The organism is Tabrizicola aquatica (genome assembly GCF_002900975.1).
Classification (GTDB): Bacteria; Pseudomonadota; Alphaproteobacteria; order Rhodobacterales; family Rhodobacteraceae; genus Tabrizicola; species Tabrizicola aquatica.
The window spans coordinates 1,372,745-1,395,981 of the sequence record NZ_PJON01000001.1 but is presented as its reverse complement, the minus strand read 5'-3'; the positions used below and the strand labels follow the sequence as shown (position 1 = coordinate 1,395,981).

Here is a 23,237-nt window from a genome sequence, read left to right as displayed (position 1 = left end):
GGCCCCTCCTTGCTATGGTTTTCCTGCCTCAAGGCCGGGTGTTCCCCCCGGTCCCTGCCACAGACTATAGGGCAGGGGCTTGGATTTGGGGAAGGGCTATATTCAGGCCACTGGATATGGGGGCAGGGGTGTGGCGGCGCGGACTCAGATCAGTTGCAGGTCGTGGTCCAGGCCTGCGCGTTCATGTCCCAGCACTGGCCGATCCCGGCCTTGAGGTCGTAGAGCGTATCCATCGGCGTGGCGGTCCCGCGGTCGCAGATCAGGTCAGCGACGGTCTGGTCACCCTGCAGGACGCGAACCCCGCCCGAGCGTGGTTCGGTCGCCTCGGGGTCGCGTTCGACGCTGGTCCAGACCTCGTAGGTATAGCCGTCGTTCTGGAAGGCCACGGTTTCCCACAAGGAGGAGCCGATGCCGGGCCAGGGGGTGAAGGCCACGGTCTCCAGCCGTTCGTTCAGGAAGAGGTCCGGCTTGCCCTCGGGTCCGAAGCTGTAGGTCAGCATGCCCTTCCAGTAGCAGACCTGCAGGGTCTTGGCGCCGATCTGGCAGGAGAAAGCCTCGTCGCCCTGGCAGGCCGCGTGTGCGGGGGCGGCGAGGAGGGTGAGGAGAAGGGCTGTGCGCATGCTGGGTTCCTTTGGCCCGAGTGTGCGGCGGCGGGAACCGGCGCGCAAGGTAGGGAAAGGCGCGATGCCGGCTTGCCGTGGGGCGGGGGTCGGGCGCATGCTGGCGGCCTGGTCAACGGGTAGGAGCATCAGATGAAAACGGTCAAGGACATGCTTGCCAGTGCCAATGCCGAGGTTCTGCGGATCGACACCGAAGCCGCGCGGGCGATGATGGCCGAGAAGGATGCGCTGCTGCTGGACATCCGCGATGCGCCAGAGCTGGACAAGACCGGCCGCGCCGAAGGCTCGCACCACATCCCGCGCGGGATGCTGGAGTTCCGGGCGGACCCCGAGTCGCCCTATCACGACCCCGCGTTGCGCAAGGACCGGCCGGTGATCCTGCACTGTGCCTCGGGCGGGCGGGCGGCGCTGGCGGGGAAGCTGTTGCAGGAGATGGGGTTTCAGACCGTGTACAACCTGGGCGGGCTGAAGGACTGGAAAGAGGGCGGCGGGCCGGTGGAGGAGCCGCTGGATCAGGGGATGTAGGGCTGGGGACCGGCCGGGCCGACCGGGGTGGTGGCGGTGTAATAGATACCGAAGCTGTTGCCCCAGCCGTGCAGGTCGATGATGGCTTTCGGCCCCATTGAACGAGCCGCCGTCTTGTCTTCCCGGCTGTCAAAGCACAGCCGGCCATAAAGACTGTCCATCCGGTCGGCGATCACCGCCTTGTAGCGGCAGCCGCTTGAGGGTGCGTCGACGCTGCCGACGAAGTTCATCTGCGCGGTGACTTGCTGGGTGATGGGGCCGCCAAGGGCCAGTGCCGCAACGCCGGGCAGGGTGATGTAGCCGGTGATGAAGATCAGCCCGAAGACGGCAAAGGCCGGGAGGATCCTGAAGACCCAGAAGTTGTCTGGAAGACCAGAGGGGGAGCGGCTGGGGCCGTCAGCCTCGCCAAGCCGGCGGATCAGCCAGACGGCGGGCAGCAGGATCGCGAGGATCAGCGATGGTGTGAAGGCCGTATCCTGCCACCAGGGGGCAGGCAGGAAGTGGACGTACTTTCTGGAAAGCAGAAGGACTGGTGCCAGCAGCACCAGTCCCACTCCCAAAAGGGCCCATTTGTCGCGTGTCACTGATCCAGGAAGCTGCGCAGTTTCCGGCTCCGCGACGGATGCTTCAGCTTCCGCAGCGCCTTGGCCTCGATCTGGCGGATGCGTTCGCGGGTGACGCTGAACTGCTGGCCGACCTCTTCCAGCGTGTGGTCGGTGTTCATCCCGATGCCGAAGCGCATGCGCAGGACACGTTCCTCACGGGGGGTGAGGGAAGCCAGCACGCGGGTCGTGGTTTCCTTCAGGTTCTCCTGAATGGCGCTGTCCAAAGGCAGGATCGCGTTCTTGTCCTCGATGAAGTCGCCAAGCTGGCTGTCTTCCTCGTCCCCGATGGGGGTTTCCAGGGAAATCGGTTCCTTGGCGATCTTCATCACCTTGCGGACCTTTTCCAGCGGCATCTGGAGCTTTTCGGCCAGCTCCTCGGGCGTCGGTTCGCGGCCGATTTCGTGCAGCATCTGGCGGCCGGTGCGGACCAGTTTGTTGATCGTCTCGATCATGTGGACCGGGATACGGATGGTCCGCGCCTGGTCGGCGATCGACCGGGTGATCGCCTGACGGATCCACCAGGTCGCGTAGGTGCTGAACTTGTAGCCCCGGCGGTATTCGAATTTGTCCACGGCCTTCATCAGGCCAATGTTGCCTTCCTGAATGAGATCAAGGAACTGCAACCCGCGGTTCGTGTATTTCTTGGCGATGGAGATCACCAGACGCAGGTTCGCCTCGACCATTTCCTTCTTGGCCTGACGCGCCTCTTTCTCGCCCTTCTGGACCTGGTTCACGATCCGGCGGAATTCGCTGATGTCGACGCCGATATATTGGCCGACCTGCGCCATCTCGTTGCGCAGTTCCTCCACCTTCTCGCGGCTGCGTTCGATCAGCGCCTGCCAGCCGCGACCAGCCTTCTGTGACATGCGGTCCAGCCAGGAGGGGTCGAGTTCATACCCCTGGTATTCCTGGATGAATTCCTGACGGTTGATCCGCGCGGCATCGGCCAGCTTCACCATGCCCGAGTTGATCGACATGATCCGCTTGTTGATGCCATACAACTGGTCGATCAGCGCCTCGATCCGGCTGTTGTTCAGGTGAAGTTCGTTGACCAGAAGCACGATTTCCGAGCGCAGCTTCTGATAGGCGGCCTCGTCGGCGGTGGAAAACCGCTGCGAGGAGGACAGCGTCGCGTCCATCCGGCTTTGCTGCATGTCGGCCAGCTTGTCATAGTCGCGGGCGATCAGGTCCAGCGTTTCCAGCACGCGCGGCTTCAGCGCGGCTTCCATTGCGGCCAGCGACATGTTCGCGGACTCGTCATCCTCGTCCTCGTCCATCTCGCGCAGGATCGGGTTGCCGTCGGCGTCCAACTCCGGCTCGGCGCTGGAGGCGCGGCGGGGGGCTGCTTCGCCGACGCCCACGTCGTCAAGCGGCGGGCCGTCCAGGTCTTCCTCGCCGTCCAGGCTGCGGCCGAAGGTGGCCTCAAGGTCGATCACGTCGCGCAGAAGGATCTCTTCGGACAGAAGTTCGTCGCGCCAGATGATGATCGCCTGGAAGGTCAGGGGCGATTCACACAGGCCCGCGATCATCGTGTTGCGGCCGGCCTCGATCCGCTTGGCGATGGCAATCTCGCCCTCACGCGACAGAAGCTCGACGCTGCCCATCTCGCGCAGATACATGCGCACCGGGTCGTCGGTACGGTCCAGCGTTTCGGTGGTCGCGCCGGCGACGGCGATCTCGCGGCTGGTGGAGGTCTCGACCAACTCACCCGTGGGGGCTTCGCCTTCCTCGACCTCTTCGTCCTCGATGATGTTGATGCCCATCTCGGACAGCATCGACATGACGTCCTCGATCTGCTCGGAGGACACCTGCTCGGGCGGGAGGACCGTGTTCAGCTGCTCGTAGGTGATATAGCCGCGCTCTTTGGCGTCGGCGATCATCTTCTTGACGGCAGCCTGGCTCATGTCGAGCGAGACATCGGGTTCTTCCGCTTCGGGCTTGGCGTCGTCGTTGTCCTTGAGGGCCATGGAATCTCCTAAGGGGCGCGAATCGGGCGAGGCTTGGTCGAATCAATAACGCGAATCAGACCAGTTGAAAGGCCGAATCAGCGGTTTTTCTTGACCCAGACCTGGCTATCGATCAGGGATTGCAGATGTCTTGACAGTGCGGTGCGGTCTTCGCCCAGGTCTGAACTGTCGCGGGCGGCCCCATGTTCCGAGCGATGACGCGCCTCGGCGGCCTTGGTCAGGCGCCAGGTCAGTCCCTCGTCGGGCAGGCCTTCGAAATCCTCCATGGCATCTTCGATCTCGCGTCGGGCGCCACGGCGGGCTTCAAGCTTGGCCAACTCTTCCGCCAGGCAAAGCGCAGCCAGATCGTCGTCCTCGCGGTTTCGCACCGGGGGTGCGATGGCGACATGGGGACGCTGAAGCAGGGCGTCAAGGGCCGCGGGCGCAGTATCGCGGATGCGGGCGTGCAGATCGGCGCAATCGGCGCCGGTCAGGATCAGGTGGCGCAGGTGGTCGTGGTCGGCTTCGGTCAGGTCCAGCCGTTCCAGCGCGGATTCGAACCGGTGGATGAGCGCGGGGTGCAGGATCAGGGTGGCCAGGATCACCGCTTCACGCAGGCTTTCTTCGACCGCGCCCTGGGCCTGGGCCAGCAGGGACGAGCGGGTGGTGGCCAGGGCGCCACCCGGCGGGGCGAACTTGCCGCCACGGGGGCGGAAGGGCCCGGGCTGGAAGGGGCGGGCCTGGCCGGTGCCGAACAGCTCCAGCCGCAGACGCTTCATCTCCTCGGCATAATGGCTGCGGATCGAGGGGTCGGCGATGCGGGCCAGGTGGCCGCGCAAGGTCTTGTCCAGGGCCGCCCGGCGTTCGGGGCTGTCGAAGACGCGGCCCTCGGTCTCGCGCTGCCACAGAAGCTGGACCATGGGCCGGGCCTGGTCCAGCACCGCCTGCATCGCGGGCGCGCCTTGCGCCTTGATCAGGTCGTCGGGGTCCATGCCCCCGGGCAGGATCGCAAAGCGCAGGGCCTTGCCTGCCTCAAGCAGGGGGAGAGCCAGGTCGATCACCCGCTGCGCGGCCTTGAGGCCGGCGTTGTCGCCATCAAGCGCGATGATCGGCTCGTCCGCGATGCGCCAGATCATGCGCAACTGCTCATCGGTGACGGCGGTGCCAAGGGGGGCGATGGCGGCGGTGAAGCCGGCCTCGGACAGGGCGATCACGTCCATGTAGCCTTCGGCGACGATCAGCGGCTTGCCCTTGCCCGCCGCTTCCCGCGCGGGGGAGTGGTTGAAAAGGCTGCGGCCCTTGTCGAACAACTCGGTTTCCGGGCCGTTCAGGTATTTGGCTTGCGCATTCGGGTCGAGCGAGCGGCCGCCCAGGCTGATCGGCCGGCCGCGCGGGTCGCGGATCGGAAAGATGATGCGCGCGCGGAAGCGGTCGTAGAGGCTGCCGTCGTCACCCTTGGCGATCAGGCCCGAGGCGACCATCAGGTCAGGCGCGACGCCCTTGGCGGCCAGCGCATCCTTCAGGGCGTGGCGGCTGGACGGCGCCCAGCCGATGTCCCAGCGGTCCCAGGCGGCCTCGCTCAGGCGGCGTTTCTGGGACAGATAGGCGCGCGCCTCGGCCCCGGCGCTGGTTTTCAGCTGCAGGCGGAAGAACTTGACGGCCTCGTCCATCACCTGCTGCAGTTGGGTCCGGCGATCGGCCCTCTCCGCCGCCTTGGGGTCGCGGGCGGGCATCTGCATCCCGGCTTCACGGGCCAGGATTTCGACCGCTTCCATGAAGCCGAGGTTCTCGGACTCTTTCACGAAGGTGACGGCGTCGCCCTTCGCGTGGCAGCCGAAGCAGTAGTAAAAGCCCTTGCGGTCATCGACGTGGAAGCTGGCCGATTTCTCCTGGTGGAACGGGCAAGGCGCCCAGAAATCGCCCTTGGCCATGTTCGACTTGCGCATGTCCCAGGTGACCTTCCTTCCGACGATGGAAGAAAGCGTGACGCGGGTGCGCAGCTCGTCGAGGAATCCGTTCGGCAGGGACATGCCCCCGCTTATACCAGATCGCGCGCCCTGTGCAGCCCCCGGGGGCCAGCCCCCGGACCCCCGGGATATTTTTCGACAGAAAATGGCAGGTGACTTTCCATTTTCTGTCCGCAAATATCCTCGGGGGGGCCGGGGGGCGAAGCGCCCCCGGGGGTGGTCAGAGGCCCAGCCGGTCGCGCATCGCGTACCAGGTCATCGCGGTGGCAAGGAGCGGCCAGCGCAGGGCCGCGCCACCGGGGAAGCGGTGCTGGGGCAGGCTTGCCATCAGGTCAAAGCGTTCCATCTGGCCCGCCGTGGCCTCGGCCATCAGCTTGCCCGCAAGGGTCGCCATCGCGACGCCGTGGCCGGAGTAGCCGGAGGCGGACAGGATGTTCTGGCCAGGACGGGTGAAGCAGGGCATCCGGTTCACCGTGATCGCAAGCGTTCCGCCCCAGGCATGGGTGATCCGGGTTTTCGCCAGTTGCGGATAGACTTGGAGCATCGGTTTCGAGACGGTCTTGAGGATGTCGGGGAAGCGGTAGCCGTAGGACTCACCGCCACCGAAGAGGAGGCGGTTATCCTCGGACAGGCGCCAGTAATTGACGACGAAGCGCGTGTCGGCGACGGCAACGGGTTCGGCGAGGAGGTCTTTCGCAGCCTCTCCCAGAGGTTCGGTTGCGAGGATGAAGTTGTTGATCGGCATGACTTTCGCCGAGACCTTTGGGGAAAGCTGGCCCAGGTAGCCGTTCCCGGCCAGGATCACCGTCGCGCAGTCGACATGGCCTGATGCGGTGCGGACCACGGGGCGCGGGCCGGGTTCCACGCGGTGGACCTCGGACAACTCGTGGAGGCGGACCCCGGCCTTCGCGGCGGCCTGTGCAAGGCCGATGGCATAGTTCAGCGGGTGCAGGTGGCCCGCGTCGCGGTCGATCTCGCCGCCGACATATTGGGTCGAGCCGATCAGGTTACGGATGCCCGCGCGGTCGAGCGGTTCCAGATGGGTATAGCCATAGTCGCGGCGCAGTTTCTCGGCATAGGCGTGGGTGTCGCGGACCTCGGCGTCCGACCGGCAGGCATGGGCGATGCCGGGGTGGAAGGTCACCGGCATGGCGTGGTCGCTGATCAGGGATTTCACCAGGGCTTTCGCCTCTTCCGCGAGATCCCAGAGCCGGTGGGCGTTCTCGCGGCCGACAGTCTTTTCGATCCAGACCTGGTCCTGACGCTGGCCAGAGCCGACCTGTCCGCCGTTCCGGCCCGAAGCGCCGAAGCCGACGCGGTGCGCCTCCAGCAGGACCACGTCAAAGCCGCGCTGGGCCAGATGCAGCGCCGCCGACAACCCGGTGTAGCCGCCGCCGACGACGCAGACATCGGCGCGCTGCTGCCCCTTCAGGACCGGGAAACGGTCAAGCGGGGTGGCAGTCGCGGCGTAGTAGCTGGCGGGGTATTCGCCCCGCCGGTCGTTCGCGTGAAGAAGGTTCAGCCGCATCAGACGTTCAAGAGCAGATGCTCCCGCTCCCACGGGCTGATGACTTGCAGGAACTCTTTGTATTCGTTCCGCTTCACGCTGTCGTAGACCTTGACGAACTCAACGCCCATCACCTCTTTCAGGGCCATGTCCTCGTCCAGAAGGTCCAGGGCATCGCCAAGGTTCACCGGAATATCCTCGGAATCGATATAGGCCGAGCCGGTGAATTCGGGGCGCGACTGCGTCTTGTTCATCAGGCCAAGATAGCCGCAGGCGAGGGTGGAGGCGATGCCAAGGTAGGGGTTGCAGTCCATGCCTGGCAGGCGGTTTTCCACCCGGCGGCCGGCCGGGCTGCTGATCGGGATGCGCAACCCCGTGGTGCGGTTGTCGCGGCCCCATTCCAGGTTGATGGGTGCGGCGAAGTCCGGGACGTAGCGGCGGTAGCTGTTGACGTAGGGCGCGAACAGGGCCACGGCCGCGCCAAGGTGCTTTTGCAAGCCGCCGATGAAGTGCATGAAGGCTTCGGTCTCGACCCCTTTCGGACCGGCGAAGATGTTCTTGCCGGTCTTGGTGTCCACGACCGAGGTGTGGATGTGCATGGCCGACCCCGGCTCCCCGGCGATGGGTTTGGCCATGAAGGTGGCGAAGCAGTCGTGGCGCAGCGCCGCCTCACGGATCAGGCGCTTGAAGAAAAAGACCTCGTCGGCCAGGCGGATCGGGTCGCCGTGGGCCAGGTTCAGCTCGATCTGGCCGGCACCGCCTTCCTGCAGGATGCCGTCGATTTCCAGGCCCTGCGCCTCGGCATAGTCGTAGATGTCGTCGATCACCTTGCCGTATTCGTCGACGGCGGACATCGAATAGGCCTGCTTGCCCGCCGCCCGGCGGCCCGAGCGGCCCATTGGCGGGATCACCGGCATGTTGGGGTCGATGTTGCGGGCGGTCAGGAAGAATTCCATCTCGGGCGCGACTACGGGGCGCCAGCCCTGGGCGGCATAGAGGTCCATGATGCGGCGCAGCACGTTGCGGGGGCTGAACGGGACGAGGTTGCCCTGCTGGTCCTTGGCGTCGTGGATGACCTGCAGCGTCACATCCGCGGTCCAGGGGGCGGCGGTGGCGGTGGACCAGTCGGGTTCCAGGATCATGTCGGGTTCGGTGAAGGCGTCGAAGGGGTTGTCGGCCCATTCGCCGGTGATCGTCTGCAGGAAGATCGAGTTCGGCAGGAAGTAGTTGGTCTGCTTGCCGAATTTCGCGGCCGGCATCGCCTTGCCGCGCGCCACACCGGCGATGTCGCCGATGATGCATTCGACTTCGTCTACCCGGCGGTTGCCGATGTAGTCACGCGCTGCCTGCGGCAGCTGATCGGTCCATTTGGACATATGTCACACATTGTTGGGGGGTGGCCCCCGCGGCCGAAGGATCAGGCGCGGAGCTTCTCGGCCCCAGATTTGGCTTGGTGGGTCAGGAAGAAATCCGCGATCCGGTCGGCCATCGACGGGCTGTCGGTGGGCGTGTCGAGCCTTTGGGTGGCATCGGCAAGAAGCGCGTCGGGGACCAGACCCGGCCCCCGGTGCTGGATCAGCCCCGCCATGAACTCCTTGCGGAATTCTGGGTGCGGCTGGACGGTAAACATGCGGTCGTCATAGAGGAGGGCCGCGTTCTCGCAAAACGCGGTCGAGCCAAGGACCTTGGCCATCTCGGGCTTTTGCACCACCTGGTCCTGGTGCCAGGCGTTCAGGGTATAGGTCTGGTCGCCGAAGTCGTATTCGGTGGGGCCGACCGACCAGCCGCCGGCATATTTCTCGACCCGGCCCCCCATCGCCTGGGCGATGATCTGGTGGCCAAAGCAGATGCCGACCACCGGCACATGCTGGGCATAGGCGCGGCGGATGAAGTCCTCCAGGGGCGGAATCCAGGGGTGCGGCTCATAGGCGCCGTGGCGCGAGCCGGTAATCAGCCAGCCGTCGCAGTCATGGACGTCCGACGGGAAGTCATTGTGCAGGACGGCCCAGCGGCGGAAGGTCAGGCCGCGGCCGGCCAGCAGCGTCTCGAAGAAATCCGGGTAATCGCCCTGGTCGCGGAGCGCGTCGGGGCTTTCGCCGGTCTGGAGGATGCCGATCTGCATCTTGATCCCTTTGGTTTTCCTCAAGGTGGGTGCGAAGGGTGGGGGCGGTCAAGGGGGGAGTTGGGGATGGGGGAGTTGGGGATGCTCGTCGTGCGGCTTCGCCTTCTCCTCGCCGCGGGCTTCGCGACGAGGAGACGCAGTCGAACGAGGAGCGGTCAGACGGTGTCGAGGTAAAGTTCCAGCCGCTCTTCCGCCGAAAGCTCGGCGATGTAGTGCAGTTCCTGCCGCTTGGTCTGCACCAGGTTGCGGATCAGTTCCTTGGGCAGGAAGCGATAGAGGATGTCCGAATGTTCGAACGCCTCGATCGCGGCTTCCCAGTTGGCCGGAATCGACGGCAGGTCCATCGCATAGGCATTGCCGGTGACGGGGGGTGGCGGCTCCATCTCGTCCTCGATCCCGGTCAGCGCAGCGCCAAGGATCGCGGCCAGCATGAGGTAGGGGTTCACGTCGCCCCCGGCCACCCGATGCTCGATCCGCCGGGCGGCAGGGTTGCCAGCCGGGATGCGGATGGCTGCCGTGCGGTTCTCATACCCCCAGGAGATGGCGGTGGGCGCGTGCTTGTCGGGGACCAGACGCTCATAGCTGTTGAAATGCGGGGCGAAAAGCAGCGTGGAGTCATTCATCGCCGCCAGGCAGCCGGCCACCGCGTGGCGCAGTTGCGCGGTGCCTTTCGGGCCGCCGCTGTCGAAGATGTTGTCGCCCTTGGCATCAAGGACCGAGAAATGCGTGTGCAGCCCCGAGCCGGAATATTCCATGTAGGGCTTGGCCATGAAGCTGGCGGCAAAGCCGTGGCGGCGCGCCAGGCCCTTGACCAGCATCTTGAACAGCCAGGCATCATCGGCGGCGCGCAGGGCGTCGTCGCAATGCATCAGGTTGACCTCGAACTGGCCCAGGCCGGTTTCCGACGTGGTGGTGTCGGCCGGAATGTCCATCGCCTCGCAGGCGTCGTAGAGGTCGGTGAAGAAGGTGTCGAAGGCATCCAGCGCGCGGATCGACAGAGTCTCGGCCGCCTTGCGGCGCTTGCCGCTGCGCGGGCTGGCGGGGACCTGCATAGTCTTGCCGCTGTCGTCGATCAGGAAGAACTCCAGCTCCATCGCGCAGACCGGGGTCAGACCCTTGGCCTTGTAGCGCTGGACGACAGCGTTCAGCGCGTGGCGCGGGTCGCCCTCGTACGGTGTGCCGTTCTCGCGGAACATCCAGATCGGCAAAAGGGCGGTCGGCGCCTCCAGCCAGGGCATCGGCATGAAGCCGCGCTCGGTCGGTTTCAGGACGCCGTCCTGGTCGCCCTGTTCAAAGACCAGCGGGCTGTCATCGATATCCTCGCCCCAGATGTCGAGGTTCAGGACCGAGAACGGGAAACGGGTCCCGTTCTTTACCACGTTCTCGGCAAACCGGGCCGGGACGCGCTTGCCGCGTGCCTGGCCGTTCAGATCGACGGCGGCCACGCGAATGGTCCGCACGTCGGGGTGCTTTCTAAGCCAATCCTTCATCGTCATGTTCAAACAGGAAGGGCACGATCCCCGCGCCCGGGGCACGGATGTGCCCGCCTGATGCGCAGGATGGGACCATGCCCTTGGTCCTTCCCCTGGTTTCGATCGCCTTCCCCCGCAGGCCTTCTTTTCGGCATTTCCACGGGGTCCGGGCGGGTGCCCGGATAATTTGATCAAAAGTAGCCTACTACCGGATCAACTGCGGACGCAAGCGAATTCTGCTTTTGACATTCGACGGCAGGTGCCGGTTCAGCCGCCGGTTCACCACGGCGAAGATCCAGGTGACCAGCAGGGTCAGAAGGATGAAATAGACCGCGACGATCGGGTAGGGGACGAAGGGGTTGAAGGTCTTGTCGGCAAAGTAGTTCGCGTAATAGAGCGCGTCGCCCATCTGCCGAAAGGCCGGAAAGCCCGAGAAGAACACCAGCGTCGTGGCGTGGAACAGGAAGATCGCCTCGTTCGTATAGGCGGGCCAGGCCAGCCGCAGCATGGTCGGCCACTGGATGCGGCGGAACTTCTGCCAGCCGGTGATGCCATAGGCCTCGGCCGCCTCGAGGTCGCCCTTGGGGATGGACTTCAACGCGCCGTGGAAGATCTCGGCAGCATAGGCCGAGGTGTTCAGGAACAGGACCAGAAGCGCCCCGGCCCAGGCGCGGGTGGTCCAGGCGGTTTCGACGGTGATCCCCAGAATGTTGATTCCGGCCTTGGGCAGCATCTGCAGCGCCTCATAAGCCAGGAAGAACTGGATGAAGAGGGGCGAGCCGCGGAAGAGAAAGACGAACCATTCGGCCGGCTTGCGGACCAGGGCGCGCGGTGAGGATTTGGCAAGGGCCACGGCGACGGCCAGGAAAAAGCCGAAGGCCAGGGCGAGGACGCCGAAATAGATATTCCAGAGCATCCCCGACCCGATCAGCGTGATCTGCTGGCAAAGGGTGAAGTCGGACCGGGGCAGAAGGTTCTCGCCGAACCCGAGCGAGCGGAAGGCATAGGCCTGGACGGTCTCCCAGCAGGTCATGCGGTGTCCCCCGGCGCGGGCCAAATTCCTTCGAAGGAATTTGCAAAAGTTTTGGAAAACTTTTGGTCGCTCATGCTGCGGCCTTTCGCAGGGCTTCACCGCCCGCCGTGGCCTGGCCGTGGTTCAGCCGGGCCGAGATGCGCGCCAGCACGATTTCCGAGACCTTGGTGAAGAGAAGGTAAAAGACCAACAGGCCCAGGAAATACCACAGCCGCCAGTCGGGGTGCGGGTATTCATAGGCCTGCGTCTTGGAGCCGCCCAGCTCTCGTGCCCAGTAGACGATATCCTTGACGCCCAAAAGGAACAGCAGCGGCGTGGCCTTGATCAGGATCATCCACAGGTTCGACAGGCCGGGCAGGGCATAGACCCACATCTGCGGCACCAGGATGCGGCGGAAAACCTGGCCGTGGGACATGCCGTAAGCCTCGGCCGTTTCCAGTTGCGCCCGGGGGACGGCATTCATCGCGCCGTAAAGGACGTTGGCGGCAAAAGCCCCGAACACCAGCGCGAAGGTAAAGACCGCCAGCGCAAAGCCGTAGGCCTGATGCCAGAAGGCCGAGGATTTGCCCAAGGGGATCTTCGCCTCGGGGCAGACGCGGAACTCCAGCCCCTGCCAGGGCCAGACGGGGTTTTCACAGACGGCAAGGCTTTTCAGGTATTCCAGCCCCTGGTCCAGCGCGATGACGAAAAACAGGAAAAACACGATGTCCGGCACGCCACGTACGATGGCGGCATAGCCCTTGCCAAGAAGGCTGACGGGCAGAAGGCGCGAACGGGCGGCGGTGGCACCGGCGAACCCCATGGCCAGCGCGGCCGGCGCGGTCAGGGCCAGCAGCAGAAGCACCGTCAGGAACGACCAGTAGAAATCCAGGTGCTTGCCCGAGGTCAGGTAGCACATGGCCCAGGTCAGGCCCTCGATGGATTTGGGATCGGCGCAGCTTGCGAACATCTGGGGACGGGGGCGCGGCCGGAACCGCGCCCCTTTTGATCAGAACTTGGCGGCTTCGGCGCCGAAGTGCTTTTCGATCAGCGCGTTCAGGCTGCCGTCATCCTTCATCGACTGGATGGCGGCGTTGAACTTGTCTTTCAGCTCGGTGTCGCTTTCGCGCAGGCCAAGGCCCACGCCGCCGCCAAGCTGCACTTCCTCGCCGACGAACATCAGCTCGCCGTTCGATTCGGCCACGATCGGGACCAGGAAGTCCTTGTCGGCAAAGACGGCGACCGCTTCGCCGTTGCGCACGGCGGCGACGGATTCGTCGGGGGTGGCGAATTCCAGCACGGTGGCACCCGATTCCGCGACATAGCCAGCCTGGATGGTCGAGACCTGAGCCGCGACGACGCCCTTGAGGTCGGCATCGGCCGCCATCGCCACATAGGCCGAGGAGGCTGGCGGGAAGTAGTTCTGGCTGAAGTCGATGACTTCGTCACGTTCGTCGGTGATGCTCATCCCGGCGATGATGACGTCATAGTTGCCCGACTGCAGGTTCGGGATGATCGAGTCCCATTCGTTGGTGACCCATTCGCAGGTCAGGCTGGCGCGCTTGCACAGCTCGTCGCCCACTTCCCGCTCGAAGCCCGCGACTTCGCCGGCGTCGTTGATGAAGTTGAAGGGCGGGTAGGCGCCCTCGGTGCCCAGGCGCACGACGTCCTGAGCGAAGGCTGCGCCGGAAACCGCGATCAGCGCGGTGGCAAGAAGCAGGTTTTTCATCCTTGGTCTCCTTCTAGGATGGTTCAGCCGGTTCACTGGAACCAGCGGGATTCGATGGCGGCCATGCTGCCGTCCTGACGCATGGCATCAAGTGCTGCGTCCAGCCTGTCAAGCAGCGGATTGCCCTTGCAGACGGCCATGGCGACGCCGTCGTCGGGGATCAGCTCGGAATACAGGTAGTCAAGGCCCCGGGCTGCGGCGAAATCCTGGATATCGGCCCGGGTCGAGAACGGGCCGAGGGCCAGGTCGACACGGCCCTCCGCGACGGCGGCCAGGGCTTCGGCCTCGGTCGCAAAGACGCTGTGGTCATAGCCCATGCGGCGCAGGTGCGATTCGTGGACGGTGCCGGACTGGACGGCAGTCCGCGCCTGGGAGGGGGCCGGGGCGCCGGGGCGGCCGATGTACCATTCCTCGGGGTCGGTCAGGTGGTAGCTTTGGGTGAAGTCCACCAGCGCGCGGCGTTCGTCGGTCACGGCCATGCCGCCCAGCACGACGTCAAAGCGCCCCGACATGACGCCGGGGATCAGCTCGTCGAAATTCGCCAGCTCCCAGGTGCAGTCAAGCGCGGCGCGGTCGCAGACCCCGTCCATCAGGTCGCGCTCATAGCCGATCACCTGGCCTTGCGGGTCAAGGGCGGTGTAGTCGGGAAAGGGCGCGTCGGTGCCGACCACCACCGGCTCGGCCGAGGCCAGGACCAGCCCGGTCACCAGCCCCGCGATGGTGCCGGCGCAGACCATCAGGCCGCCGTGGCCGACAGAAAGCCGCGCAGGCGGTCGCTTTGCGGGTTGCCGAACAGCTGGGCGGGCGGGCCCTGTTCCTCGATCAGGCCCTTGTGCAGGAAGATGACGTGGTCGCTGCAGTCGGCGGCCAGCTTCATGTCATGCGTCACCAAAAGCATGGTGCGCCCTTCATCGGCCAGGGCCTTGATGACGCGGACCACCTCTTGCTCCAGTTCCGGGTCCAGGGCACTGGTCGGCTCGTCGAACAGCAGAGCGCGCGGCTCCATGCACAGGGCGCGGGCGATGGCGGCGCGCTGCTGCTGGCCACCCGAAAGCTGCGCGGGCCAGGCGTCGGCCTTGTCGGCGATTCCCACCTTGGCCAGGTATTCGCGGGCCTTGGCCTCGACCTCTTTCGGATCGCGGCGCAGGACGGTGACCGGCGCCTCCATCACGTTCTGCAGGATCGTCAGGTGCGACCACAGGTTGAACTGCTGGAACACCATCGACAGGTTGGTGCGGATGCGCGTGACCTGGGCGCGGTCGGCGGGGTGGCGGTGCAGGCCCTGACCGCGCCAGTGGACCGCCTCGCCCTCGAACCGGATCTCGCCTTGCTGGCTGTCCTCCAACAGGTTGCAACAGCGCAGAAGCGTCGACTTGCCCGAGCCGGAAGAGCCGATCAGCGACACGACATGGCCGCGCGGGGCGACCAGATCGACGCCTTTCAGCACCTCAAGCGGACCATAGCTTTTGTGCAGGTCGCGGATTTCGATGACCGGGGTGTCTGAGGGGGCTTGTGGCATCTGGCTTGGGTCTTGGGGCGTCTGGCCCGGCAGTAGGGCAGGGATTCCGCGCCATTGCAACGTGGATTTGCCCGAGGTGCGGGCCGTTGACGCGGCGATCTGGTCAGTCGGCCGGCGAAAGTGGCAGCGGTGCGGGGGGATTGGGCACGGCAAGATAATCGGCCACCGGGATGCGGACCAGATCGCGCAGGCCAAGCGCCGCGCGCGATTGCGGGGCAAGGGCTGCGATGGCCTCGGCAACGGCGGCAAAGGTCGCCTCGGCGTCGCGGCTGGGGGCGGCGATCAGGGGCAGGCCGGGGGTCGGGTCGGTCAGGCCCACGGGTTTCAGCCGGGTGACCACCGGGTCGTCCTGCAGCAGCCGCCAGGTCACCGCATCCAGTGCGGCCAGGTCGGCCCGCCCCTCGGCCACGGCCAGCGCCGACAACCGGTGCCCGCCGGTTCGGGCCACCGGGCGCAAGGTCAGGCCCAACGTCGCCGCATGGGTCTGCGGTGCGGCCCAGCCGGATTGCGACAGGTCGTCGTTGAAGGCGAAGGGCGCGCCCGTGAAATCCTGAACCCGGTCGCGGGGGTCGTCGGTGCGGGCGACGAAAACCGACCGGTAATAGCCCGGCGGGCAGCCATCGACGCCGTAGTCGGGCGTTCCGACATAGGCCACGCGGTCATGCAGCCGGGCCCGGAACGGATAGCCGCAGGTCTGCGACAGGACGAGGTCGGGCGACTGCCAGGCCGGCCAGTAGGCGCCCTCACCACGGGTCAGCTCGTCAGGGGCGGACTGCCCTCGGGCGCGCAGGCCGTCGCGGATCAGCGCCCACAGTTCGTCATTCGCGGCCGTCGCCGGCCCGAAGTCGTACATCGCAAGGCTGGCGATCATTCCCGGGCGTCCCGCCGTTCCGCGCGTTGCCGGGCCTGGGCCGATTCCACATCGGTCAGGCCCAGAAGGCTGGCGACCATCCGCATCAGCCGGTCCTCCTCGGCATCGCGCAGGCCGTCGGCCAGCGCCACCGACCAAAGCGCGGCCATCAGGTCGGCCCGATCTTCCAGCGCGACGGCGGCCTTCAGCGCGCGGGTGAAGCGGACGGTGTCGGGGGCCTGACGCTCCATCTCCTCGGCCTCGGTGCGCAGGCGGGCGGCCTCGAACGGGCCAAGGCCGTGGTATTGCGCCAATGTTCGGTCGATCCGCTCCACCTCCTCAGCTGCGTAAAGCCCGTCGGTGCGGGCGATGCGGACCAAGAGGGCGGCGAGGGCCAGACGCGAGTCCGGTTCCGGCAGGCGGGCGGGTTCGGGGGCAAGCAGCTTGCGCAGGATATCGATCATCAGGGATATTTACGGTCTGGGGCCGGGTTTGGAAAGCTTGGCGAACCGGGTTGTGATCGCGGCCAGTTCTGCGTCCAGACCGAAGGGCGGGTTGACGATGAACAGGCCCGAGCCTTCCATCCGGTGCCCGTCGCGGGCGGGGGGGAAGCGGACCTCATGCTTCAGGCCGTCGGGGAAGGCGGTTTCCAACGCCTTCAGCATCGGGCCATGGGCGCCGCCGCGCAGCAGGGGATACCACAGGATCAGGGTGCCCACATTCCACTTGCGGTGGATGTTCGCCATGTGGCGCGGGATCGCCTCGTAATCCGCCTTCACCTCATACGAGGGGTCGATCAGCATCAGCCCGCGCCGGGGGGTGGGCGGGGTCAGCGCCAGCGCCAGCTGGAACCCGTCCTGCCGGTGGACATGCGCGCCCCAGGGCTGGGCGGCGGCCTGGAGATGGGCGAACTCTTGCGGATGAAGTTCGGCCAGGTGGATCGTGTCGCTCTCGCGCAGTCCCAGCGCGGCGATAAGGGGTGAGCCGGGATAGGCCGCGCGGCCATGTGCGGCGCGGGTCTCGTCCAGGCGCTGGCGGTAGGGGTGGTCCTTGGGGAACAGCGGTTCGGCCAGGGCGACGCCGGCCGCAGCCTCGCCGGTCTTGAGCGCCTCTTCCGCCGCCAGGTCATAAAGGCCCCGGCCGGCGTGGGTCTCGATATAGGACAGCGGTTTGTCCTTGCGGGTGAGGTAGTCCAGCACCCAGGCAAGGACCGCGTGCTTGTGGACATCGGCCAGGTTGCCGGCGTGGTAGAGATGTTGGTACGAGAGCATGGGCCTGCCTACCCCGGCCGCCCGGTCTTGGGAAGCGGCAACCGACTTGCGGGCCCGGCGTTGTGGGCGTAGGACCGGCGCAAACGGACGGGGACAGGCATGGAAATCTTCACATACGAGGGCTTTGTCGCCCTCATGCAGGTCATTGGCATCGACCTGGTGCTGGCGGGCGACAATGCCATCGTGATCGGCCTGGCCGCAGCCGGCCTGCCGAAAGAGCAGCGGGCCAAGGCGATCCTGGTCGGGATCGGTGCGGCGACGGTGATGCGGATCGGCTTTGCGCTGATCACGACGCAGCTTCTGGCCATCGTCGGCCTGTTGCTGGCGGGGGGCATCCTGCTGCTTTGGGTCTGCTGGAAGATGTGGCAGGAACTGCGCGCCGGCGCGCATGAGCATGACATCGAGGCGATGGAGGCCCTGGCCAACCAGGATCTTGACAAGGACGGCGCGATTGCCGACGACGCGCCGAAAAAGACCTTCCGGCAGGCCGCGACGCAGATCGTGGTGGCGGACGTGTCGATGAGCCTGGACAACGTGCTGGCCGTGGCGGGCGCGGCCAAGGATCACCCGACGGTGCTGATCATCGGCCTTGCCCTGTCGATCGCAATGATGGGCCTGGCTGCCAGCTACATCGCCAACCTGCTGAACAAGTACCGCTGGATCGCCTATATCGGCCTGATCATCATCCTTTACGTCGCCCTGAAGATGATGTGGGAGGGCTGGCACGAGGTCGAGCCCTTTGTGCTGAGCCAGCTGGGCTGACCACACGGGGCAGGCCTATCCGGCCCTTGTCTGTCAAGGGGTTGGGTGTGGGCCTTCAGGATGCGGTTACCAAGGGCCGGGGCCGGAAGGGTCCCGGCCCTTTTCCTTGGGTCGGGTGGACCTGCCTTGGCGGACCGATCCGGCCGTGACAGGCTGATCCCGTTGCGAAGGAGACCGCCATGACCCGACTTCTGACCCTTGTCCTGTCCGCCAGCCTTGCGGGCAACCCCGCACTGGCGGTCTGTGACGACCCCGCACCGCCACGCTTTGACGGTGATCCCGGCACCGGCGTCTCGGTCTCGGTCTCGGTCGGGCGGATCGCGGACCGGGTCTGGGAGCCCAGGTTGATCGCCGGCACGCCGGTGCCGCAGGGCGAGGGGATGTACCTGTTCGTCAGCTTTGACGGCAAGGTCGAAGGCGTGGGCGGCTGCAACCGGTTCTCGGGGTTGGCCGAGATGGATGCGGGTGTGCTGGAACTTGGTCCGCTGGCCGCGACCGAGATGGCCTGCCTGGACCCGGCGCGGATGGAGCGGGAGGCGGCCTTTCTGCAGGCCCTGTCCGAGGTGCGGTTCTTCGTGGTGGCCCCGGGGGAACTTTGGCTGACGCGCGAGGATGGCTCGGTCGCCGTCTGTCTGGAATAGGCCGCGCGACACGGTGCGGACCCGATAAATGAAAACGGGCGGCAGGACACCCTGCCGCCCGTTCTGTTTCGTCCGACCGGGATCAGAACGCGCCGGTCAGCGCCGTGTTCACCGCACCGTGGCGCGGGTTGAAGATCGAGTCGGCCACGCTGTTCAGCGGCGCTTCGCTGCCCGCGCCGCCCAGCGGGATGGTCCAGCCCAGACGGATGGTGTCGAGGTCGGTGCTGTCGCCACCGGCCGAGAGGTCGGTCCGGGCCAATTCCAGCGAGACGGTCGAGGCAACGCCGCCGAGATCGACGTTGTAGCCCAGGCCAAGGCCCATCGTGGTGACATCGCCGTCCAGCTCGTCCACCGAGGTGCGGCTGTACCCGCCAAAGACCGAGAACTGCTCGTTGATGTCATAGGCCGCCGCCAGACCGATCAGGTCGACGTCGACATCGGTGCCGCCCGAGCTGAGCGTGGCGCGCTGGAAGGCACCGGCGATGGCCAGGTTTTCCATCGGGCGGTACTTGGCGGTCAGGCCCAGGTTGTCGATGTCGATGTCACCGAGGAAACCAATGTCCGGGCTGGTCGAGGTGCGGCCGATGTTCATGCCGAACTCAAGATTGCCGGTGGTATAGCCGACTTCCGCGCCGATGGTTTTCAGCGAAAGATCGATCGGCAGGAGGCTGATCTGGCCGTTCAGCTGTTCGGCATAGGCGCCAAAGGACAGGCCATTGGACATCCGGTAGCCGACTTCAAGGCCGACGAAGGTCGCGTCGATGCCAATGGGCGTCCCGTCGATGCCGACGTCCAGATACCCGGCGTTGACGCCGAAGGTCATGCCGTTGTCAAAGGCCAGGTTCACGCGGCCATCAAGGCTGGCCGTGGACAGGTCCTGGTCGAAGTCGTCCAGCGAATGCTCGCCGAAGCCAAGGGTCACGGCGCCCGAGAGGTCCTGCGCAAGGGCCAGGTTGGGGGCGGAGACGGTCAAAAGGAGGAGTGCAAGGCTGCGTTTCATGGCAAGATCCTGAGGGAGGGGCCGAAAAAGGCCGGGGGTTAATAAGTATTAATAATATATTAATGTCCGTATGTGGCGCAATGCGGGGCTGGGGGTTTTCGGCGGCCTGTGTCGCCCGGGACATGGTTTGCCAAGGAAAAAGCGTATGGTTGCCGCCCTGTGCAACCACAGGTTTCAAGCTGCTGCCGAAGGGCCGCGAGGGGTAGGTGGCTGCCTTTCCCGGGCAGGTGCGAAGCCTTGGACCTGGGTCCCGCGCCAGGGCGGCGCGGGCAATGGGTCAGACCAGGCGCGACACCTCAACCGCGGCGCGCACGAAATCGGCGAACAGCGGATGGGGGGCGAAGGGCTTCGACTTCAGTTCGGGGTGGAACTGGACGCCGATGAACCAGGGATGGTCCTTGACCTCGACGATCTCGGGCAGTTTGCCGTCGGGCGACATGCCCGAGAAGATCAGGCCGCAGTTTTCCAACTGGTCGCGGTACTGGATGTCCACCTCATAGCGGTGGCGGTGGCGTTCCTCGATCACGGTGGTGCCATAGATGCGGGCGACGGCCGAGCCTTCCTTGAGGTTCGCGGTATAGGCCCCAAGGCGCATGGTGCCGCCCTTGGCGTCATCGGCCTTGCGGCGGACGGTGTGGTTGCCCTGGACCCATTCCTTGAGGTGGTAAACCACGGGGGTAAAACGCTTTTCGCCGGCCTCGTGATCGAATTCCTCGGACCCCGCGTCCTTCAGGCCGACAAGGTTGCGGCTGGCTTCGATCACCGCCATCTGCATGCCAAGGCAGATGCCCAGGTAGGGGATCTTCTTTTCGCGGGCAAAGGTCGCGGCGCGAATCTTGCCCTCGGTCCCGCGTTCGCCGAAGCCTCCCGGCACAAGAATGGCGTGGAAGTTTTCCAGCCAGGGGGCGGGGTCCTCACGCTCGAAGATTTCCGCATCGATCCATTCGGCGCGGACCTTGGTGCGGTTCGCCATGCCGCCATGGGTCAACGCCTCGGCGATGGATTTGTAGGCGTCTTCCAACTGGGTGTACTTGCCTACGATGGCGACGCGAACCTCGCCCTCGGGGTGCGAGATGCGGTCCATCACGTCTTCCCAGCGGGCCAGGTTGGGCTTGGGCGCGGGGGTGATGCCGAAGGCGTCAAGCACCGCCTGGTCAAGCCCGGCCTCGTGATAGGCGAGCGGGGCCTGGTAGATGGTTTTGAGGTCGTAGGCCGGGATCACCGCCTCTTTGCGGACGTTGCAGAAAAGGGCGATCTTTTCCCGCTCGCGGTCCGGGATCGGGTGTTCGCTGCGGCAGACCAGGACATCGGGGGCAAGGCCGATGGATTGCAGTTCCTTGACGCTGTGCTGGGTGGGCTTGGTCTTGAGTTCGCCGGAGGCCGCGAGGTAGGGCAGAAGCGTCAGGTGCATCAGGATCGACTGCCCGCGCGGCCGTTCGTGGATGAACTGGCGGATCGCTTCGAAGAAGGGCAGCCCCTCGATATCGCCGACGGTGCCGCCGATCTCGCACAGCATGAAGTCGACCTCGCCGTCGCCGACGCGGAGGAAATCCTTGATCTCGTTGGTGACGTGGGGGATCACCTGGATGGTCTTGCCAAGGTAGTCGCCCCGGCGTTCCTTCTCCAGCACGTTGGAGTAGATCCGGCCGGAGGAGATGCTGTCGGTGGTGCGGGCCGAGACGCCGGTGAAGCGTTCGTAATGGCCCAGGTCAAGGTCGGTTTCGGCGCCGTCGTCGGTGACGAAAACCTCGCCATGCTCGAAGGGCGACATCGTTCCGGGGTCGACGTTGAGGTAGGGATCAAGCTTGCGCAGGCGCACGGTGTAGCCGCGGGCCTGGAGGAGCGCGCCCAAAGCGGCCGAGGCCAGACCCTTGCCAAGCGAGGAGACCACGCCGCCCGTAATGAAGATGTAACGCGCCATGGGCAGCCCCCGTGTTTCCAATGCGATTCGGATCGGTGGAATCGCTGCACCACGGGAGTCGAGGTATAACGACTCCCACGGCAGGAGGCAACGCCCGCCGCTAGATCATGCGGGGCTTGGCCGAAGGCGGCCAAGCAGTTGTGGGTCAGGGATTTGAGGCCGGGGCGGTTGCCGGTTCATCCGCGCGGGGGGGCGTGGCCGGGGCATCGCCAGCGGTCGGCGGCAGGAGGTTGCCACCCAGGCCCGGCGTGGCGGGGGCCTCTTCCGCCGCCGGGGCTTCGGTGGCGACGCGGTCCACGACCGAGCCGCCTTCGCCGCCGCGGGTCGCCAGGATGGTAAGCGTGATCGAGGTCACGATGAAGGCCGAGGCGAGGATCCAGGTCAGCCGGGTCAGCGCGGTTGCGGCACCACGGGCCGAGACGGTCCCGCCGCCCCCGCCGATGCCCAGCCCGCCGCCTTCGGAGCGTTGCAGCAGGACCACCCCGATCAGGAGCAGCGCGAGGATCAGGTGGACAGTAAGGACAACGTTTTCCATGGGGCTTCCCGCAAGGTGACGCGCCTATCTAGGCGGAAGGGGCGGGGGGCGCAAGGGGCGGGGGGGCGCAACGGTTGTGCCGCCTTTCCCGGACCGGGTGCCGCCTTGGGGGGCATCGAGCCCCCCAAGACGGCGCTGCCGGGGATATCGGGCCCGGACCGGGGCGCGTGGGGGAGGTGTCGGAGCCTCCGGCGGGGATATTTGGGCAAAGATGAATGGGGCTCGGGGTATGGGCGCATGGGGTGTAGCACCTTTCCCGGACGGGGGTGCCGCATTGGGGGCATCGAGCCCCCCAAGGCGGCGCTGCCGGGGAAATGCGACCTGGCCTTGGCGCAGGGGGAGGTGTCGGAGCCTCCGGCGGGGATATTTGCGCCAATGTGAATGGGGGCGCGGGGGCTGGTGCAGGCGCAGTTGCGGCGGGTCAGCCTTCGTGGACGGCAGAAAGCTTGTTGCCGTCCGGGTCGCGCACGAAGGCGGCGAAGAAGGCCGGGCCGTAGGGGCGCAGGCCGGGGGCGCCTTCGTCGGTCCCACCGTGGGCCAGCGCGGCCTTGTGGAAGGCAATCACGGCGTCCTGGCTGGGCGCGACAAGGGCGGGCATCGAGCCGTTGCCCACGCTTGCGGGCTGGCCGTCGAAGGGAAGCGTGATCCAGAGCCTGGTGCGGCGGTCGGCGGGATTGCCGTAGCCGACCTCGGTTTCCAGGGTTGCGCGGCGGACCAGGCCCAGGGTGGCAAGTGCGGCGTCATAGAAGCGGGCGGCGCGGGCAAGGTCGTTGGTGCCGAGGGTGAGGTAGAGGAAGGTCTCAGCCATCGACCTCGTCCGTGGTCTGCTGGCCGGAGAGGCGCTGGCGCAGGATCGACCAGCTCATCCCGACGCCAAGGATCAGCGACAGGGCCAGGATCGCGAGCCAGGTGTTCAGGGCCGGGTTGGCCAGGCCAAGGAAGCCCCAGTCCATCAGCACCCAAAGGCCCGCCGCGAAGATCGCGGCGATGATGATCGCGCCGAGGAGGCCGATCGAGCGCATGGTGGCGACAAGGTAGACCATCGCCAGAACCGCGAGGATCAGGCCAAGGAACACGATCAGCGGGGTCTGGCTGCCCCAAGCGACCTGGGCCCAGCGGACATAGTTCCAATCGGTCGGGTTGAAGATCACGGCGAGCAGGACGAAGGCGCCCAGCCAGCGCAGGAGGATGCCCATCGGTTTGCCCTTCTTGGTGTCGGTCGGGCCATGCTAG

General features: G+C 66.0%; 24 protein-coding genes. 3 read left to right on the top strand and 21 right to left on the bottom strand.

Going from position 1 to position 23,237, the window contains the following annotated elements; all coding sequences use genetic code 11:
- Nucleotides 1-149 precede the first annotated feature (149 nt).
- Complete coding sequence (locus CXR42_RS06830) at nucleotides 150-620, bottom strand: hypothetical protein (RefSeq protein ID WP_103256676.1); 471 nt, start codon at nucleotides 618-620, stop codon at nucleotides 150-152.
- Nucleotides 621-752: 132 nt separating this feature from the next.
- On the opposite strand from CXR42_RS06830, the gene CXR42_RS06825 reads away from it, so the two are divergent.
- A complete protein-coding gene (locus CXR42_RS06825) occupies nucleotides 753-1,145 on the top strand; it encodes a rhodanese-like domain-containing protein (protein WP_103256675.1) in 393 nt (130 codons plus the stop codon).
- Here CXR42_RS06825 and CXR42_RS06820 read toward each other — a convergent pair.
- From CXR42_RS06820 to CXR42_RS06750, 15 genes are all read right to left on the bottom strand, one after another.
- Nucleotides 1,133-1,690 (bottom strand): hypothetical protein, encoded by a 558-nt coding sequence (locus CXR42_RS06820; protein WP_146038011.1) that lies wholly within the window; start codon nucleotides 1,688-1,690, stop codon nucleotides 1,133-1,135. The genes CXR42_RS06825 and CXR42_RS06820 overlap by 13 nt on opposite strands.
- Nucleotides 1,691-1,725: 35 nt before the next feature.
- Nucleotides 1,726-3,717, bottom strand: a complete 1,992-nt coding sequence (rpoD, locus tag CXR42_RS06815; RefSeq protein WP_103256673.1) for an RNA polymerase sigma factor RpoD — start codon at nucleotides 3,715-3,717, stop codon at nucleotides 1,726-1,728.
- A gap of 77 nt (nucleotides 3,718-3,794) precedes the next feature.
- A complete protein-coding gene (dnaG, locus tag CXR42_RS06810) occupies nucleotides 3,795-5,726 on the bottom strand; it encodes a DNA primase (RefSeq protein ID WP_103256672.1) in 1,932 nt (643 codons plus the stop codon).
- 157 nt (nucleotides 5,727-5,883) lie between these two features.
- Nucleotides 5,884-7,185, bottom strand: coding sequence for an NAD(P)/FAD-dependent oxidoreductase (locus CXR42_RS06805; protein WP_103257074.1), 1,302 nt, complete (start codon nucleotides 7,183-7,185; stop codon nucleotides 5,884-5,886).
- Between the two features lie 5 nt (nucleotides 7,186-7,190).
- Nucleotides 7,191-8,546, bottom strand: a complete 1,356-nt coding sequence (locus CXR42_RS06800; RefSeq protein WP_103256671.1) for a glutamine synthetase family protein — start codon at nucleotides 8,544-8,546, stop codon at nucleotides 7,191-7,193.
- Between the two features lie 41 nt (nucleotides 8,547-8,587).
- Complete coding sequence (locus CXR42_RS06795; protein WP_103256670.1) at nucleotides 8,588-9,292, bottom strand: type 1 glutamine amidotransferase; 705 nt, start codon at nucleotides 9,290-9,292, stop codon at nucleotides 8,588-8,590.
- Nucleotides 9,293-9,447: 155 nt separating this feature from the next.
- Nucleotides 9,448-10,782, bottom strand: a complete 1,335-nt coding sequence (locus CXR42_RS06790; RefSeq protein WP_103257073.1) for a glutamine synthetase family protein — start codon at nucleotides 10,780-10,782, stop codon at nucleotides 9,448-9,450.
- Nucleotides 10,783-10,969: 187 nt separating this feature from the next.
- Nucleotides 10,970-11,797: an ABC transporter permease gene (locus tag CXR42_RS06785; protein ID WP_103256669.1), complete on the bottom strand. Its 828-nt coding sequence runs from the start codon at nucleotides 11,795-11,797 to the stop codon at nucleotides 10,970-10,972.
- A 70-nt stretch (nucleotides 11,798-11,867) separates the two neighbouring features.
- On the bottom strand, nucleotides 11,868-12,746 hold the full coding sequence (locus CXR42_RS06780; protein ID WP_103256668.1) for an ABC transporter permease: 879 nt from the start codon (nucleotides 12,744-12,746) through the stop codon (nucleotides 11,868-11,870).
- Between the two features lie 39 nt (nucleotides 12,747-12,785).
- Entirely contained in the window at nucleotides 12,786-13,505 is a 720-nt protein-coding gene (locus CXR42_RS06775; RefSeq protein WP_103256667.1) for a transporter substrate-binding domain-containing protein, read from the bottom strand.
- 32 nt (nucleotides 13,506-13,537) lie between these two features.
- Entirely contained in the window at nucleotides 13,538-14,242 is a 705-nt protein-coding gene (locus tag CXR42_RS06770) for a transporter substrate-binding domain-containing protein (protein WP_103256666.1), read from the bottom strand.
- Nucleotides 14,242-15,024: an ABC transporter ATP-binding protein gene (locus CXR42_RS06765; RefSeq protein ID WP_103256665.1), complete on the bottom strand. Its 783-nt coding sequence runs from the start codon at nucleotides 15,022-15,024 to the stop codon at nucleotides 14,242-14,244. Before CXR42_RS06765 ends, CXR42_RS06770 begins: the two co-directional genes overlap by 1 nt.
- 103 nt (nucleotides 15,025-15,127) lie before the next feature.
- Nucleotides 15,128-15,895, bottom strand: coding sequence for a phosphate/phosphite/phosphonate ABC transporter substrate-binding protein (locus CXR42_RS06760; protein WP_103256664.1), 768 nt, complete (start codon nucleotides 15,893-15,895; stop codon nucleotides 15,128-15,130).
- Nucleotides 15,892-16,338, bottom strand: a complete 447-nt coding sequence (locus CXR42_RS06755; protein ID WP_103256663.1) for a tellurite resistance TerB family protein — start codon at nucleotides 16,336-16,338, stop codon at nucleotides 15,892-15,894. Before CXR42_RS06755 ends, CXR42_RS06760 begins: the two co-directional genes overlap by 4 nt.
- A gap of 9 nt (nucleotides 16,339-16,347) precedes the next feature.
- Entirely contained in the window at nucleotides 16,348-17,145 is a 798-nt protein-coding gene (locus tag CXR42_RS06750) for a 23S rRNA (adenine(2030)-N(6))-methyltransferase RlmJ (RefSeq protein ID WP_103256662.1), read from the bottom strand.
- Between the two features lie 99 nt (nucleotides 17,146-17,244).
- Here CXR42_RS06750 and CXR42_RS06745 point away from each other — a divergent pair, with 99 nt between their 5' ends.
- Together CXR42_RS06745 and CXR42_RS06740 are read left to right on the top strand one after the other, a co-directional pair.
- Nucleotides 17,245-17,907, top strand: a complete 663-nt coding sequence (locus CXR42_RS06745; protein ID WP_103256661.1) for a TerC family protein — start codon at nucleotides 17,245-17,247, stop codon at nucleotides 17,905-17,907.
- 179 nt (nucleotides 17,908-18,086) lie between these two features.
- Nucleotides 18,087-18,548, top strand: a complete 462-nt coding sequence (locus tag CXR42_RS06740; protein ID WP_103256660.1) for an META domain-containing protein — start codon at nucleotides 18,087-18,089, stop codon at nucleotides 18,546-18,548.
- Nucleotides 18,549-18,630: 82 nt separating this feature from the next.
- Here the strand turns inward: CXR42_RS06740 and CXR42_RS06735 are convergent, their stop codons facing one another.
- The 5 genes from CXR42_RS06735 to CXR42_RS06715 form a co-directional block, all read right to left on the bottom strand.
- Nucleotides 18,631-19,548: a porin gene (locus CXR42_RS06735; RefSeq protein WP_103256659.1), complete on the bottom strand. Its 918-nt coding sequence runs from the start codon at nucleotides 19,546-19,548 to the stop codon at nucleotides 18,631-18,633.
- A 277-nt stretch (nucleotides 19,549-19,825) separates the two neighbouring features.
- Nucleotides 19,826-21,469, bottom strand: a complete 1,644-nt coding sequence (locus CXR42_RS06730; RefSeq protein ID WP_103256658.1) for a CTP synthase — start codon at nucleotides 21,467-21,469, stop codon at nucleotides 19,826-19,828.
- Nucleotides 21,470-21,614: 145 nt separating this feature from the next.
- On the bottom strand, nucleotides 21,615-22,004 hold the full coding sequence (secG, locus tag CXR42_RS06725; RefSeq protein WP_103256657.1) for a preprotein translocase subunit SecG: 390 nt from the start codon (nucleotides 22,002-22,004) through the stop codon (nucleotides 21,615-21,617).
- Nucleotides 22,005-22,425: 421 nt separating this feature from the next.
- Entirely contained in the window at nucleotides 22,426-22,812 is a 387-nt protein-coding gene (locus CXR42_RS06720) for a VOC family protein (RefSeq protein WP_103256656.1), read from the bottom strand.
- Nucleotides 22,805-23,200: a DUF6524 family protein gene (locus CXR42_RS06715; RefSeq protein WP_103256655.1), complete on the bottom strand. Its 396-nt coding sequence runs from the start codon at nucleotides 23,198-23,200 to the stop codon at nucleotides 22,805-22,807. The genes CXR42_RS06720 and CXR42_RS06715 overlap by 8 nt, the downstream gene beginning before the upstream one ends.
- Between the last annotated feature and the right edge of the window lie 37 nt (nucleotides 23,201-23,237).

Excerpts from the sequence above, each read along its gene's own strand:
- CXR42_RS06830 (WP_103256676.1), bottom strand. The coding sequence starts at position 620 with ATGCGCACAGCCCTTCTCCTCACCCTCCTCGCCGCCCCCGCACACGCG.
- CXR42_RS06825 (WP_103256675.1), top strand. The coding sequence starts at position 753 with ATGAAAACGGTCAAGGACATGCTTGCCAGTGCCAATGCCGAGGTTCTG.
- rpoD (WP_103256673.1), bottom strand. The coding sequence starts at position 3,717 with ATGGCCCTCAAGGACAACGACGACGCCAAGCCCGAAGCGGAAGAACCC.
- dnaG (WP_103256672.1), bottom strand. The coding sequence starts at position 5,726 with ATGTCCCTGCCGAACGGATTCCTCGACGAGCTGCGCACCCGCGTCACG.
- CXR42_RS06800 (WP_103256671.1), bottom strand. The coding sequence starts at position 8,546 with ATGTCCAAATGGACCGATCAGCTGCCGCAGGCAGCGCGTGACTACATC.
- CXR42_RS06795 (WP_103256670.1), bottom strand. The coding sequence starts at position 9,292 with ATGCAGATCGGCATCCTCCAGACCGGCGAAAGCCCCGACGCGCTCCGC.
- CXR42_RS06790 (WP_103257073.1), bottom strand. The coding sequence starts at position 10,782 with ATGAAGGATTGGCTTAGAAAGCACCCCGACGTGCGGACCATTCGCGTG.
- CXR42_RS06785 (WP_103256669.1), bottom strand. The coding sequence starts at position 11,797 with ATGACCTGCTGGGAGACCGTCCAGGCCTATGCCTTCCGCTCGCTCGGG.
- CXR42_RS06780 (WP_103256668.1), bottom strand. The coding sequence starts at position 12,746 with ATGTTCGCAAGCTGCGCCGATCCCAAATCCATCGAGGGCCTGACCTGG.
- CXR42_RS06775 (WP_103256667.1), bottom strand. The coding sequence starts at position 13,505 with ATGAAAAACCTGCTTCTTGCCACCGCGCTGATCGCGGTTTCCGGCGCA.
- CXR42_RS06770 (WP_103256666.1), bottom strand. The coding sequence starts at position 14,242 with ATGGTCTGCGCCGGCACCATCGCGGGGCTGGTGACCGGGCTGGTCCTG.
- CXR42_RS06765 (WP_103256665.1), bottom strand. The coding sequence starts at position 15,024 with ATGCCACAAGCCCCCTCAGACACCCCGGTCATCGAAATCCGCGACCTG.
- CXR42_RS06760 (WP_103256664.1), bottom strand. The coding sequence starts at position 15,895 with ATGATCGCCAGCCTTGCGATGTACGACTTCGGGCCGGCGACGGCCGCG.
- CXR42_RS06755 (WP_103256663.1), bottom strand. The coding sequence starts at position 16,338 with ATGATCGATATCCTGCGCAAGCTGCTTGCCCCCGAACCCGCCCGCCTG.
- CXR42_RS06750 (WP_103256662.1), bottom strand. The coding sequence starts at position 17,145 with ATGCTCTCGTACCAACATCTCTACCACGCCGGCAACCTGGCCGATGTC.
- CXR42_RS06745 (WP_103256661.1), top strand. The coding sequence starts at position 17,245 with ATGGAAATCTTCACATACGAGGGCTTTGTCGCCCTCATGCAGGTCATT.
- CXR42_RS06740 (WP_103256660.1), top strand. The coding sequence starts at position 18,087 with ATGACCCGACTTCTGACCCTTGTCCTGTCCGCCAGCCTTGCGGGCAAC.
- CXR42_RS06735 (WP_103256659.1), bottom strand. The coding sequence starts at position 19,548 with ATGAAACGCAGCCTTGCACTCCTCCTTTTGACCGTCTCCGCCCCCAAC.
- CXR42_RS06730 (WP_103256658.1), bottom strand. The coding sequence starts at position 21,469 with ATGGCGCGTTACATCTTCATTACGGGCGGCGTGGTCTCCTCGCTTGGC.
- secG (WP_103256657.1), bottom strand. The coding sequence starts at position 22,004 with ATGGAAAACGTTGTCCTTACTGTCCACCTGATCCTCGCGCTGCTCCTG.
- CXR42_RS06720 (WP_103256656.1), bottom strand. The coding sequence starts at position 22,812 with ATGGCTGAGACCTTCCTCTACCTCACCCTCGGCACCAACGACCTTGCC.
- CXR42_RS06715 (WP_103256655.1), bottom strand. The coding sequence starts at position 23,200 with ATGGGCATCCTCCTGCGCTGGCTGGGCGCCTTCGTCCTGCTCGCCGTG.